The 14,088-nt window shown below is 63.2% G+C and carries 11 protein-coding genes; 6 read left to right on the forward strand and 5 right to left on the reverse strand.

Annotated elements, in window-relative coordinates; translation table 11 throughout:
* The first annotated feature begins 85 nt into the window (after positions 1–85).
* Positions 86–5,833, forward strand: a complete 5,748-nt coding sequence (locus tag WFH44_RS01760) for a S8 family serine peptidase (protein ID WP_336711265.1) — start codon at positions 86–88, stop codon at positions 5,831–5,833.
* A 284-nt stretch (positions 5,834–6,117) separates the two neighbouring features.
* Here the strand turns inward: WFH44_RS01760 and WFH44_RS01765 are convergent, their stop codons facing one another.
* From WFH44_RS01765 to WFH44_RS01780, 4 genes are all read right to left on the reverse strand, one after another.
* On the reverse strand, positions 6,118–6,534 hold the full coding sequence (locus tag WFH44_RS01765) for an ester cyclase (protein WP_336711267.1): 417 nt from the start codon (positions 6,532–6,534) through the stop codon (positions 6,118–6,120).
* Between the two features lie 156 nt (positions 6,535–6,690).
* Positions 6,691–7,605 (reverse strand): aldo/keto reductase, encoded by a 915-nt coding sequence (locus tag WFH44_RS01770; protein ID WP_336711268.1) that lies wholly within the window; start codon positions 7,603–7,605, stop codon positions 6,691–6,693.
* Positions 7,606–7,767: 162 nt separating this feature from the next.
* Complete coding sequence (locus WFH44_RS01775; RefSeq protein WP_336711270.1) at positions 7,768–8,511, reverse strand: hypothetical protein; 744 nt, start codon at positions 8,509–8,511, stop codon at positions 7,768–7,770.
* 133 nt (positions 8,512–8,644) lie between these two features.
* A complete protein-coding gene (locus WFH44_RS01780; protein ID WP_336711271.1) occupies positions 8,645–9,328 on the reverse strand; it encodes a hypothetical protein in 684 nt (227 codons plus the stop codon).
* 442 nt (positions 9,329–9,770) lie between these two features.
* Here WFH44_RS01780 and WFH44_RS01785 point away from each other — a divergent pair, with 442 nt between their 5' ends.
* The 5 genes from WFH44_RS01785 to WFH44_RS01805 all read left to right on the forward strand — a co-directional run bounded on the left by WFH44_RS01785 (position 9,771) and on the right by WFH44_RS01805 (position 13,697).
* Positions 9,771–10,298 carry a hypothetical protein gene (locus tag WFH44_RS01785; protein ID WP_336711273.1) on the forward strand — a complete coding sequence of 176 codons (528 nt, stop codon included), beginning with the start codon at positions 9,771–9,773 and terminating at the stop codon, positions 10,296–10,298.
* A gap of 141 nt (positions 10,299–10,439) precedes the next feature.
* Positions 10,440–11,756: an ATP-binding protein gene (locus tag WFH44_RS01790; RefSeq protein WP_336711274.1), complete on the forward strand. Its 1,317-nt coding sequence runs from the start codon at positions 10,440–10,442 to the stop codon at positions 11,754–11,756.
* 78 nt (positions 11,757–11,834) lie between these two features.
* Positions 11,835–12,350 carry a DUF2306 domain-containing protein gene (locus WFH44_RS01795; protein WP_336711275.1) on the forward strand — a complete coding sequence of 172 codons (516 nt, stop codon included), beginning with the start codon at positions 11,835–11,837 and terminating at the stop codon, positions 12,348–12,350.
* Positions 12,351–12,483: 133 nt separating this feature from the next.
* The gene (locus tag WFH44_RS01800) at positions 12,484–13,443 is read left to right on the forward strand and encodes an AfsR/SARP family transcriptional regulator (protein ID WP_336711277.1); all 960 of its coding nucleotides are present in this window, start codon (positions 12,484–12,486) and stop codon (positions 13,441–13,443) included.
* 47 nt (positions 13,444–13,490) lie between these two features.
* A complete protein-coding gene (locus WFH44_RS01805) occupies positions 13,491–13,697 on the forward strand; it encodes a helix-turn-helix domain-containing protein (protein ID WP_336711279.1) in 207 nt (68 codons plus the stop codon).
* Between the two features lie 128 nt (positions 13,698–13,825).
* Here the strand turns inward: WFH44_RS01805 and WFH44_RS01810 are convergent, their stop codons facing one another.
* Positions 13,826–14,014 (reverse strand): hypothetical protein, encoded by a 189-nt coding sequence (locus WFH44_RS01810; RefSeq protein ID WP_336711280.1) that lies wholly within the window; start codon positions 14,012–14,014, stop codon positions 13,826–13,828.
* Between the last annotated feature and the right edge of the window lie 74 nt (positions 14,015–14,088).

Raw genomic sequence — 14,088 nt, forward strand, 5'->3', positions numbered from 1 at the left:
GCGCCAGCCTGCGAGGAATCTAATGAATCGTTCTCGTCCTAGCCGGGTCCTGCCCGGAATAGTGACACTGTGCGCCGTCGCACTAGTGACCGGCACCTTTATTGCACCTGAGGCCACAGCCGCCAATGAGCCATTACCTGTGGCGCCGGAAACCGGCGTGGCCGAGAAGGACCTAGCGGTGACTGACCGCTTCATCGTCAAGTTTAAGGCCAAAGCGAACCGCAGTTCTGCAGAACGTGGCAACGCTTATGGGCACGTGGCCAAGGACCTCGGCATCTCGGTCAAGGAAGTTCGAACCTCAGCTAGCGGGGCTCGTATCATCGCGACGGAGCATCCGCTTGATAAGCGAGAAGCTCAGGAGTTGATGACAGGGCTTGAGGCCAGTCCTGACGTCGAATATGTCGAGAGCGATCAAATCATGCTGCCTGCGTCGCTTAGCCCCAACGACGAGTTCTACGGCTTGCAATGGGACTTTTGGGAGGGCCAGGCCGGAATGCGGGTGCCCGGTGCTTGGAACGTTAGCCGCGGCGACGGTGTTGTCGTTGCAGTGATTGACACCGGCATTACGGATCACAGCGATTTGAACGCCAATGTCCTTCCTGGGTATGACATGATTTCCAGTTCCTCGAGGTCACGCGACGGAGATGGGCGCGACGCCAATCCTCAGGATGAGGGGGATTGGTATGCCGCATATGAATGTGGCAATAACGCGGAGGGCGGATCCTCTTCCTGGCATGGAACACACGTGGCCGGCACAGTTGCCGCGGTTACCGGAAACGGGAAGGGTGTGGCCGGTGTTGCCCCTGACGCCAAAATTCTGCCTATTCGTGCACTTGGGGCCTGCGGTGGATACACGTCAGATATTGCAGACGGGATCGTCTGGGCAGCCGGAGGAAGCGTTGAGGGGGCGCCAGCGAATGTGAATCCCGCCAGCGTAATCAACCTTTCGCTGGGGGGCAGTGGTACATGCTCCTACACGTACCAATCCGCCATTGACTTTGCTATAGGTGCAGGGTCGGCAGTTGTTGTTGCAGCAGGCAATGAGAACCGCGACGCTTGGAATTCGAGCCCGGCGAATTGCCAGAACGTAATCACTGTGGCCGCCAGCGGTAGAGAAGGAAGCCGCGCTCGATATTCGAACTACGGTTCTGCCGTTGACGTAACGGCCCCTGGCGGTGACATGACATTCGCCGTAACCAGCGGTATTGGTTCTACGCTAAACGACGGCACCACCGTTCCTGGGCCCGAAAGTTATCACTACTCGCAAGGAACTTCCATGGCGGCGCCCCATGTCGCGGGAGTAGCGGCGATGCTGATGTCTGAGGCAGGCGGATCACTCTCGCCGGCTGCGGTTGAACGGCGTCTCAAGGAGACCGCCCGACCTATGCCCAACTACTGCTGGAATGGGTGTGGCGCGGGGTTGGCGGACGCAACTGCAGCACTTACAAACAAGCCTTATCTTCGACCCGTCATATACGAAACGCCCCGGATTCTCGGGAGCGCAGTGAGCGGATCTGTACTGACTGCTGATAAGGGAGGGTGGTCACCCTCAGACATGACCTTTGCTTATCAGTGGAAGCGAGACGGGACTCCCATCGAAGGAGCAACTGGGGCGACCTACACTACGATTCCCACGGATATCGGCAGCTACATGTCCGTCACTATTACCGGTCAGAAAGCGGGCTATTCCACCGCTTCGCCCACATCGGCTCCCTTCGGACCAATAGTCGGAACTGACGATCCCATCGGCGACGCGGACGTAGCGGCTCCGGTGTTGGAGAGCTGGTCGGTGACGCCAAAGACGCTGGACATCAGTGGCGGTTCGGGGACCGTGAAGGTGTCGGTTCGTTTGACTGACGCTACGGGTTCGAAGGCACCGGTAGTTTCCATGAGTCATGACGAGTCGGGTCAGAGCCACGGGTTCGGTTCGATGACTTTGGTCTCGGGTGATGCCCGTGACGGTGTGTGGGAACGGACGATCACGGTTCCCCAGGGGGCGGCAACCGGGCCGTGGGACGTCACTCTGTACCCGTTGGATGACACGTTGGGTAACTCGGCGGGTGGTTTCCGGACGCTGGACTCCGTGGAGGTCACCGGACCGGTTTCGGATACTGCGGCTCCGGTGTTGGAGAGCTGGTCGGTGACGCCGAAGACGCTGGACATCAGTGGCGGTTCGGGGACCGTGAACGTGTCGGTTCGTTTGACTGACGCTACGGGTTCGAAGGCACCGGTAGTTTCCATGAGTCATGATGAGTCGGGTCAGAGCCACGGGTTCGGTTCGATGACTTTGGTCTCCGGTGATGCCCGTGACGGTGTGTGGGAACGGACGATCACGGTTCCCCAGGCGGCGGCAACCGGGCCGTGGGACGTCACTCTGTACCCGTTGGATGACACGTTGGGTAACTCGGCGGGTGGTTTCCGGACGCTGGACTCCGTGGAGGTCACCGGACCGGTTTCGGATACTGCGGCTCCGGTGTTGGAGAGCTGGTCGGTGACGCCGAAGACGCTGGACATCAGTGGCGGTTCGGGGACCGTGAAGGTGTCGGTTCGTTTGACTGACGATACGGGTTCGAAGGCACCGGTAGTTTCCATGAGTCATGATGAGTCGGGTCAGAGCCACGGGTTTGGTTCGATGACTTTGGTCTCCGGTGATGCCCGTGACGGTGTGTGGGAACGGACGATCACGATTCCCCAGGCGGCGGCAATCGGAAAGTGGGAGGTTTCTCTGTTCCCGCTTGATGACACCCTCGGGAATTCAACCGATGGCTTTCGCATCTTGGATGAAGTCGTGGTTACGTCTCGTGTAACGGTGGTTCCGGAGCCGGTGGTGTTCGCCGATGAGGACGGGACCGCGAACGATACGTTCACGGTTCCTGAGGTGAAAGGCGTCGACTACTTGGCCGGCAACGAGGTCGTGACTGCCGGGACGCATCCGGGCGCGGGCACGGTGACGGTGACCGCGAAACCGCAGACTAACTACGTGCTGAAGGACGGCGCGGTCGCGGAGTGGTCGCACGTGTTCAAGGCGACCCCGTACGTGGTGGTGCCGGAGCCGGTGGTGTTCGCCGATGAGAACGGGACCGCGAAGGATACGTTCACCGTCCCCGAAACCAAGGGTGTGGATTACTACCTTGGTGACGAGAAGGTCGAGGCCGGCTCCCATTCGGGCGCGGGCACGGTGACGGTGACCGCGAAACCGCAGGCGGACTATGTTCTGAAGGACGGCGCGGTCGCGGAGTGGTCGCACGTGTTCAAGGCGACCCCGTACGTGGTGGTTCCGGAGCCGGTGGTGTTCGCCGATGAGGACGGGACCGCGAAGGATACGTTCACCGTCCCCGAAACCAAGGGTGTGGATTACTACCTTGGTGACGAGAAGGTCGAGGCCGGCACCCATTCGGGCGCGGGCAAGGTGGCGGTGACCGCGAAACCGCAGACTAACTACGTGCTGAAGGACGGTGCGGTCGCGGAGTGGTCGCACGTGTTCAAGGTGACCCCGTACGTAGTGGTTCCGGAGCCGGTGGTGTTCGCCGATGAGGACGGGCCCGCAAAGGACACGTACACGGTCCCGGGAACCAAGGGTGTCGACTACCTGGTCGATGATGAGGTCGTGGCTGCCGGGACGCATCCGGGCACGGGCACGGTCACCGTGACCGCGAGGGCGCAGACGGACTACGTGCTGAAGGACGGGGCGACGGCGGAGTGGTCGCACGTGTTCAAGGCGACCCCGTACGTGGTGGTTCCGGAGCCGGTGGTGTTCACCGATCTGGACGGGACCGCGAAGGACACGTTCACGGTTCCTGAGGTGAAAGGCGTCGACTACTTGGTCGGCAACGAGGTCGTGGCTGCCGGGACGCATCCGGCTACGGGCACGGTGACGGTGACCGCGAAACCGCAGACGGACTACGTGCTGAAGGACGGCACTGCTGCCGAGTGGTCCCACGTGTTCAAGGCGACCCCGTACGTGGTGGTCCCTGAGCCAGTGGTGTTCCTTGATGAGGACGGGACCGCGAACGATTCCTATACCGTTCCCGACGTCGCTGGAGTTGACTATCTGGCCAACGGCGACAAGATGACGCCCGGCACGCACCAGGGATCCGGCATCGTAACCGTTACGGCGCAGCCCAAGACGGACTATGTGTTCGCGGCAGGGGTTGTCGCGGAATGGTCGCATGAATTCAAGGTGACTCCTTACGTCGTCGTACCCAAGGCTGTCGTGTTTACGGACGAAGTAGGGTCGAAGCGCGATACCTTCACGATTCCGGAAGCGAAGGGCGTGACCTATATCGTCGCCGGGGAACCGGTCGCGGCAGGAACCTACCCGGGCACCGGGGCCGTGACAGTTTCTGCTGAAGCCATGACCGACTATGTGCTGGCGGAGAACGCCGTGGCTGAATGGACGCACGTGTTCGCGGTCCAGCCGCAGCAGGTCTCGCCGCTTCCAGTCATCTTCACAGATTGGGATGGCACGGCGGACGACGCCTATATGATTCCCTCCTCTGAAGGTGTGGAATACCTCGTCGACGGTACCCTAGTGGCGCCCGGAACCTATCCGGCATCCGGAAAGGTGACCGTGACTGCCCGCGCGCTCGAGGGCTTCGGCTGGGTGCAAGCAGCCATAACCGAGTGGTCCCACGAGTTCGCTGCGACGCCTTATCGTACGGTGCCTAAACCGGTGGTGTTCTCAGACGAGGACGGGACGGCGAAGGACACGTTCACGGTTCCTGCGGCCGAGGGCGTGGAGTACCGGATCAACGACGCGAAAGTCAGTGCAGGCACTTACCCAGGCTCCGGCGTCGTTACGGTGACGGCTACGGCACAGAAGGACTATCTGCTGGAGGCCGGAGCAACTGCGGCGTGGAGCCACACGTTCCTCGAGACTCCATACACGGTGGTGCCGAAGCCGGTGACCTTCGACGATGGGGGAGCGACGTACACGCTTCCGTCGGTGAAGGGCGTCCGGTATGCGGTGAACGGCCTTGTCAAAGAGGCGGGAACGCACACTGCTCCGACCGGCACGGTGACAGTGGAGGCCAAGGCGGAGACTGACTACGTACTCACGGGGACCGTGTCCTGGTCGCATACGTTCCAGCCGAAGGCGAGCCCGTCGATAATCGAAGGCGATATGGTGGCCATCGATTCGCAGGGCCGGCTCTGGAATTACGGCAAGAGCGGTTCGAAACGCGTGATGATCGGGCGGTCCGGCTGGTCAACCATGGACGAGATCCACAGCGTGGACTGGAATGCCGACGGCTATGTCGACATCATCGCCAAGACGAAGTCCGGTCAGCTGTACTTCTACAAGGCCTCACGGACCGGCGGGTTCTCCCGGCTTACATTGGGCGGCAGCGGCTGGACGCCGTTCGACCTGTCCGTGACGAAGTGGAAGTCGGGAGACAAATACCCGTCCATCATTGCCAAGGACACGAAGGCCGGAAGGCTCTTCGTGTACGGCAATCCGTCCGGTTACCGGCTTTCCGCGCGTTACACGCTGGGAAGCAGCGGGTGGTCGAAGTACACGCTGGTAGCCATGGACTGGGACAAGGACGGACGTAAGGACCTTGTCGCCAGGACGTCGGCCGGGCAGCTGAAGCTCTACCGCGGAAACGGTTCGGGGAAATTCGTCAGCGAGTCTCGGGCTACGATCGGCAGCTCCGGCTGGAATGCGATGAGCCATCTGGTCGCTGCGAATGGTTTCGGTGGGGCAGGGACGACCGGTATGTTCGCCCGGGATACCTCCGGCCGGCTCTGGTACTACCAAGCCGATAAGAGCCGCTGGATTCCGCGGATATCGATCGGCTCGGGCTGGTCGAGCTACAACATCGCGGGACAGTAGCCTCGGCAGAATTGGACGGCGGTGGCTGGCACAAATGCCAGCCGCCGCCGTCCGCGTTTGAGACAACCGTGGCGATTTGCTTCTAACCAGCGGTGTGCGGCACCGCCGTCGTGAATTCGTAGCCGGAGTCCGAGCACCGGGTGCGCGCCAATGGCCGCCATAAGAAATTGGTCAGGTTCCCGTGAAGTGCCCGTTGACGGTCAAATGCCCGCCGGACTCCTGACGACTAGTGCGAGGCGGGCAGGCGCCCCGTTCGGCGCTGGACGGGCGCCGGTCTATGTGACTCAGGTTGGAACGGCGCCAATCTGCTGCATCAACTTCAGCATGTCGGTCACGCCCCAGTGTTCGACCACCTTCCCGTCCTCTACGCGGATCATGTCCATCGTGTTGAACTCGACCGTCTTTCCGGTAGGTGCGACACCCAGGAATTCACCATCGTGCGTACCTGTGAGGACGACTCGGGTCGTTTCCATGTCCCCGGCGCTGATAACCGGCTCGATTGCCTTCGCCCTAATGTCGGGGAACGCTGATCTGAACGTGTTGACGTAGAACCGGATTCCGTTCAGGCCGGGTGGCTGCCCGGGCATGGGCTCCTCGTGTTCCGCGTAGTTTTCGCTGCCCAGCTCGTTGATCAGGTCGAGGTTGCCTCCCTCCATGACTTCCCGGTAGAACCGCTCGATGATTCCCACTCCACCAGTCATCTCTGGCTCCTTCTCCTGCATGGATGCCCCCACTGTCGATGCTCCCACCGCAGGTGTTGCGACACGCCGCCTCTCGAAGATCGACACCGCCATTTAGCCAACCGCTTTGGGGCTACGCTCCTGCCTCACGCGGTGGGCGCCGCTGGCCCGGCATGCTCAGACGGCTGTCTTTGTTGCGGCTCCGGCCTGCTCGATGCGATGCAGCAGGTCTGCCGGCAGCTTGATGGCAGACGTTTCGAGGTTCGTCTGCAAGTGCTCCGGCCGCACAGTGCCGACCACGGCACTGGTGACGTGCGGGTTGTTGAGCACGTAGGCAAGGGCGACCTGGCTGGCCTTGAGCCCTTCGACGTCGTTGATGAAACGGAATTTCCGGCCCTGGATGAACTTGTGCCGGTGGTTCTTCAGCGCGCGTAGCAGGTACCAGACGTCGCTTGGAGCGGAGATTTTGAAGATGTCGCGCGAGTAGAGGGTCTGGGCGAGCGGCGATTTGATCAGGATGCCGGTCCCGGTCTTCCCTGCGGCCGCGATGACCGGTGCCAGCGAGCGGTCCACCAGGTTGTACTCGACCATCAGGGAGTCGAAAATCCCTAGCTTCAGGGCGCGCTTCGCGCCGCCCGGCCCGGTCGATACGCCCAGCGCGCCGACCATTCCCTTGTCCTTGAGCCTGAGCACGGTCTCAACCGCCGGGTCGGCAGGGTTGGGATAGCCATGAAAGTGCAGCAGCGGCAAATGGTCAAGGTGCAGCCGCTTCAGGCTTTCCAGCAGGCTTTGTTCGACCGCAGCTGGCGAAAAGTCCTTCGTATTCCGCCCTTCGGACCAGAGCGAGCCGACCTTGGTGGAAATGACCAGGTGCCTGGCGCGGCCGCGGAGGATCCGGCCCAGCCGCACTTCGGCGTGGCCACGGCTGTAATTGGGGCCGGTGTCCAAAAGGTTGATTCCGCCGTCGAGCGCCTGTTCCACCAGCCGCGCAGCCTGGCGTTCGTCGAAGGCCTTCATGCCCCAGTATCCCCCGGCGCCGAAGCTGATCTCGGATACTGACAGGCCGGATTTTCCAAGCGTCCGCTTCTTCATAACTCCCCCTCAGGCCATCACCCCACATGATGGGCCCCAGTCAGAATATGGCACCTGCGGTTCCGCGTCAGCAGGAAGAGCACGGCAGGCCGATGCCATCGTGAAGATAACCTCATTCCAATGAGAATCGGCTCCCACCGGCCGGCGCTGAGCTGCGGAAGACTAGGAACTACCCTGCGCGGCAACCTCTGAGGCCAAGCGTGCCAGTTTGGTCAGGACCCGGCGCGTCTTAGATTCGCGGTCGTCATCGATCGGGAGTCCCAAGGCACGGATCGCGGCCTCGAGGCCCTGTTGCCGGCGTTCGGCGTCGGTGTCGGAACGTATGGACACTTCGAGGAAGTCTAAATCGCCGGCCTCCCATCGCTCGATGTTGGTGTCGAATTTTCCGACCGGGACGTTCTTCCATTTGGTTGCCAGGACGGGACCCAGTGGGGTCAGCCCGGCGAAAGCTATCCGAAGAGTGCCGCAATCACGAAGGAATTCCCGCTGTTTCCCGTCCAGGAGAGTGTCGGCGTCGGCCCCCTCCGAGACCACGCTGTCAATCAGATCGGGATCCACTTCAACAACTGACGAGGCGGCCAGGGACCGCCGTTGCCCGGTCCAGTCTTGCTCCACGCGGTACTCGAAGCCGTTGCCGTCCGTGAATCCCCCGGCCCACTCGGGGGTCAGCTGCGTGCGCCGGCAGGGCCGCAGCTTGACGGTAAAGTCACCGGATTTTCCGTTGCGTGCCCTGAGCACAACCCCGCCCGAAAGCAGCGGCAGGGCCGGCTCGAGGCCCGGGGTCAGGTCCTCGAAGAACCAGATGCGGCGCTTCGATCCGCCGTTGAGCCCTAGCGCCGACAAGGCGTCCTCCGGGTGCCCTGCCACGTTCACTTTGCTTTCCACGGGGTACTCGGTCGGCGACATCCTGGCTCCCAACCTTGCGAAGGCGCGATCCCGCGCGGGGACGAGGTGGTTGATCTCCGCCACAGACTACTCGTGGCGAGCTCCGGCAGCTAAGGGCTGAAGGTCTCAACACAGTTGGACAGCGCGTGCCGCACTAATGCACCGCACAGATCGTGAGCCCGTACGATACAGCCGAGGCGTTGAAGGAGTTCCTTGCTTCATAATATTGGCGCAAATACTCGTTGTAGCTTTCATTGTTGACCCCGGCTTGTTGTGCCATCGCTGAGAGCAGCGAATTGATCCGCTCCATTGCGCTGAACAGCTCCTGCGCGCTGTTACCTGACGATGGCGGAGGCACCTGAAGCATCCGTTCCCTCCCGCTGCTGACGACTGCTGCCGCGTCATATAGCCCTTGCTGCAGGTACTGAGGGTAGGCGTTGAGGTTGTACAAGGTGCTGTCCAGCTGCGGGACCCACCCAGAACAGGCGGAATCGAGTGCAGCTATGTAAGAGGTCCATTCGACTGAAGGGTCTGGGGGTGTCGTGGCGGCCGGCGTCTGTGGCGTGTAGGGCTCGGGATCCACGGCAGGCTGAGTATAGGTCTGCGGAGTGGTCGACGTGTCGGGGGAAACGGTTTGGTTGAGCTGGAGCGCAACGATGCCCAGTCCTATGAACAGGAAGGCGATGCCGCTGAACGCGAGTAGCCCACGGAGCAGCTTCGAGTGCATCTTAGGGACGTCGATCCCGCCCGGAAGCTTCACCCCGCCGCCGATAATCGCGGCAATTATGCTGACGGCGCCTAAGACGAGGAACAGGTAGCCTGCTGCTTCACCTTCCATTTTCCCTGCCCAATGAGAAGATGGTCCGGTTTTATTAGAGACCCAACGGCGTTACCCGCCCGTTACCGTCGGCTTCGCCTCCGAAAGAGCCGCCCAAAAAGGCAGATGATTTGTGTGGACTTGCCCGCGTGCAGCGCTGTTACCTCGGATATCAAATCGGTCAAGTTACCGTAACGTACCCGTTGCCTGATGGGGCGGCGAGCTCTAATCTCAAAAACATCTAGCTTGCTAGAAGAGCCCCATCATGACGGGGCTTGGTGTCGCAAGGGCGTGCACTCTCGGAACCGATCTTCCGCGTCCAGTTCGCCGCCACCTTGCGGTGGGGCGACGACCCATCAGGGCCAATAAAGGGTTACTTATAACTCTTTGATCCAGGGACCTTTCTGCTGAATGTGGAGCCTTTGTGCCCCTCAAGTTCAGCGCTGCACGACGAGGATTCGTCATGAAAAACACACATGTCCTCAACTCATCCGCTCCCAGTGAAGCGTTTTCGCGCGTGACTGGGAGAACCGGCCGCGGTTGGCGCGACCGGATGGCCGGCTCGCTGGCCGCAGGTGCCTTGGTGGTGCCCGGGCTGCTCCTTGGCGCGACGCCGGCGCCGACAGCGTACGCATGCACTGTCACGCCTCTCACCCCGGAGTACTCGCACACCAATGCCAAGGGGGTGAAGGTAATCGACTATAAGGTTTCGGTGCACTGCGCGAAAGAACGCTACCTGAATATCGAACAACAGCGTTGGGAAGAGGATGATTGGCCCAATGACGACGACTACTTGGGGAAATCCAACTGGGAGAATGAGCACTTTGTCGCCGGGGAGTCCTACGTTTACAGCAACAAGCGCACCCTGGTCGATGGCGAGGTCGGCAATGAGGAGGTCTACCAGATCGTGGCGTTCCAAGAGGGCCTGTCCGACATCTGGTCGCCCTGGAGCGGCTGGATGACGAGCGGCATCCTGGACATCTCGAACTGACGTAAATTCTGTGATGGAGGGGCCCGGGTTGCCGGGCCCCTCCATCCGCTTCGCGAGTCATGAAGGCAGCAAGGAAAGTGGATGCCGCTATCTTGGGAGCAGGCGGCGCAGACGCGTGGCCCAGACCACAGGAGGCAGTTCGTGACGCACTGGCGGATCCGCGATTTCCACTCGACCGATCTGGACGGCATCCTGCACCTCTGGGAGTCGCTGAAGGCCACCAACGTCGAGCCCGTCTATGCGCTCTCGGAGGTGATGGCCTCCTGCGAGAAGGACCATGCCGTGGTGGCCGTGGTCGGCGACCAGGTGGTGGGCGCCGCCGTCGGCCGGGCCGCGCATGACCAGGGCTGGATCGTCTTCCTGGCCACGCTGCCCGAGTACAGGAACCGGGGGATCGGCACCTCGCTGCTCGCCGCCGTCGAAAACCGCATGGCGCCGCACGGGCTGAACAAGCTGTCCGCGCTGATGCCCGAGTCCGAGACGCGGATGGACGCCTTCCTGGACCGCGGCTTCGTGCTGAAGAAGAACTTGCGCTACTTCGAGCGGACCATCCCGATCCAGCGCCAGGAGCTGGAGCCGCTGGGCCTGCTCGGCGGACGGATCCTGGCCCGCGACCTGTGGGAGAACGTGGCGGGCATGCGGCGCGAGAAGGAGCTGCTGGAGCGGCGCCTGGTCCTGCCGCTGGCCGAGTCCGACCTCGCGGACGAATACGGCGTGGTGCCGCCGCGCGCCGTCGTGCTGTTCGGGCCTCCCGGCACCGGCAAGACCACGTTCGCGAAGGCGATCGCGTCCCGGCTGGAGTGGCCGTTCGTGGAGGTCTTCCCTTCGCGCTTGGCCTCGGACCCGAAGGGGCTGGCCGGCGCGCTGCGCGAGACCTTCCTGGAGATCGCTGAGCTGGAACACGCCGTGGTGTTCATCGACGAGGTGGAGGAGATCGCCTCGCAGCGGGCCGGGGATCCGCCGTCGCCGCTGCAGGGCGTGACCAACGAGCTGCTCAAGATCATCCCCGCCTTCCGCGAGCAGCCCGGTCGGCTGCTGGTCTGCGCCACCAACTTCATCCGCGCCCTGGACTCGGCGTTCCTGCGGCACGGCCGGTTCGACTACGTCATCCCGATCGGCCTGCCGGACCGCGAGGCGCGCGAGGCGATGTGGCGGCGCTTCATCCCGGAGGCCGTGGCCGGGAACGTCGACGTCGTGCTGCTGGTGGAGCGCACCGAAGGCTTCTCCCCGGCGGACATCGAGTTCGCGGCGCGGAGCGCGTCCCAGCGGGCGCTGGAGAAGGCGGTGTACGACGGCGGCGGGACGGGCCACGCGGACGCCGGCATCTTCGGTGCGGGGGAGCGCCGGGGTCCGTCCACCCAGGACTACCTCGACGCGATCGGCGACACCCGGACCACGGTCAGCGAGGACGTGCACCGGGAGTTCCTCGACGACATCGACGTGCTGGGCCGCGTGTAGGCGCCGCATAAAGCCCGCCCCGGCGGCCGCCGTCGGGATTGGCCCAAATGCTCCTGACCTGCGGGTTAGGATGCTTTCGTGCATCCTGACTGGCCGGTCCTCATCGCCGTGCACGCCGTGGCCGCGGCGTACTCGATCCTCTTCGGCGCCTTCCAGCTGCTTCGGCGGACGAAGGGCGGGCCCCTCCACCGGGTGGTCGGGCGGATCTGGGTTGCGGCGATGTACGTGGTCATCCTGACCTCTTTCGGAATCCGCACTCTCAACGGCGGCTTCACCTGGCTGCATGCCCTCTCCGTCTTCACGTTCTTCACCGTCAGCATCGGGCTCTGGGCCGCCCGCACCGGGCGGATTCCCGCGCACCGGTCCTACATGGCCGGCAGCTACTTCGGTGTCCTAGGCGCGTTCGTCGGCGTCGTCGCGGTGCGGGACCGGAGGATCCCGCAGATGGCCGTGAACGATCTGCCGGGGCTGGCCCTTTGGGTGGGTTGCATTCTGCTGACCGCGGGGTTCGCGGTCGCCGGAACAGTGCTTCTCCGACGGGCGCGAAAGCCCCTCGAAGCGGCGGCAACAGACACCTCTACGCCTGTAGTGTGAACGCGGCAACCCCCAAGTTTGGGGGAGCCGACATGCCATCCCGCCGCCACGAAACCCGGCAGTGACCCCTCATGATGAAAGGAAGCATTTATGGGGGATGCCATTTGGGGAACGTGAGATGCAAGGGGGATGTATGAAGCAATTAACAGCCGGGTACGCCGAGCCTATTTCCGTTCGGATGATCGGCAACCTCGAAGTGCGTCGAGGGGATACCGTCATGACCTCGGAAACCTTGGGAAGCCCGAAGGTCAGGCAGATCTTCGGGATCCTGCTGCTGAGGTTGGGCGCGCGGGTCTCCAAGAGCGAGCTCATCGAGCTGCTCTGGGACGGCAGGCCGCCGCTGAAGGCGCAGGCCACGCTGGAAAGCTACGTCAGCGTGCTGCGCCGCAGCCTCCAGCCGGGGGTCGCCAAGACGGGCCCGCTGCGGACCGCCACCGGAAGCTACCTGCTCGATCCTGACCTGGTGAAGGTGGACCTGGTCCGCTTCAACGACCTCGTCGGCCAGTCCGAAGGGGCCGCTCCGGAGGAGGCCTACCCGCTGCTGGTGGACGCGCTGAAGCTGGGTTCGGCGCCGCTGCTGGGGGAGGAACTGGATTCCGCCTGGGCCGAGGAGGCGCGTGCGCAGCACTCGTCCACGGTCACGTCGGTGCAGATCCGGGCGGCCGAAACCGCGGAGCAGCTGGGCCGGACGCAGGAGGCGATCGACTGGGCCGGGCAGGCCGTGACGTCCGCACCCTTGAGCGACCGGGCCTGGTGCACCCAGGTCCTCGCATTGGAGTCCGCGGGCCGCTACGTGGAGGCGCTGCAGTCCTACGACAAGTGCCGGCGCGTGCTGGACCGCGAACTGGGCTGTGCTCCGGCTCCGGACCTGCGGGCGGCCCACCTGCGGCTGCTGCAGAAGACCGCACAGGACGACGGCGAGCTGTACGACGTCCTGGAGGCGCTGTTCTACCTGAACGACCGTTTGCGCGGCCAGTCGCGGCACCCGGGCATCCACGCGCCGGGCAAGCGGCCGCAGGCTTCGGCGTCACGGACAACCACGGCACGCCGGGTCATCCATTCCTTCCTCGACAAGGCGCTGACTGTCGCCTGATCCGCAACCGGACACTTCTCGAACCAAGGCACAGGAGGACGATTCTCATGGAGGAGAACCGCACCGACCGGGACCACGCATTTCTGTCTGTCGCACAGGTCGCCGAGCATCTGAACGTATCGAAAATGACCATCTACCGCCTGGTCCACACGGGGCAGCTGCCGTGCGTACGGATCGGGCACACATACCGGGTGGCCGAAGACGCCATGACCCGGTACCTGGAAGAAGGGACAGTCCAGGCAGATGCCCAATAGCGGCCGCATTCGGACGCCCGACGCATGGCGCCGGATATAACGCGCGGTGACCAGAAGCAGCGCGGCGGGGGCCGGCACTCAGCTGGCCACCGCCGTCGTTGATTGAGGCGGTTAAGAGGGAAACCGGATCAGTAGCCGTAGCCGCCGGTTTCCTTGGCATTCTCCGCTTCGGCCTCGCCCTTCACGTTCTCCGAGTCGGGGCCGTCGGCGCCGGACGGAATCGGGTTTTCCGCCTTCGGCTCCTCGGCCGGTTCCGGTTCCCGGGGATGGACCGATTCCTCTTCGGACGGGTCGGTGTAGTCGTTGCCGGTGCTCATGATGGTCTCCTTCAATGGGGCAGCAGAGCCGGATTCGTTCAGCTAAACACCTCCTCCGGAGGGCTGTCTACGGC

The sequence above is a fragment of the Arthrobacter sp. USHLN218 genome (assembly GCF_037144715.1).
Classification (GTDB): Bacteria; Actinomycetota; Actinomycetes; order Actinomycetales; family Micrococcaceae; genus Crystallibacter.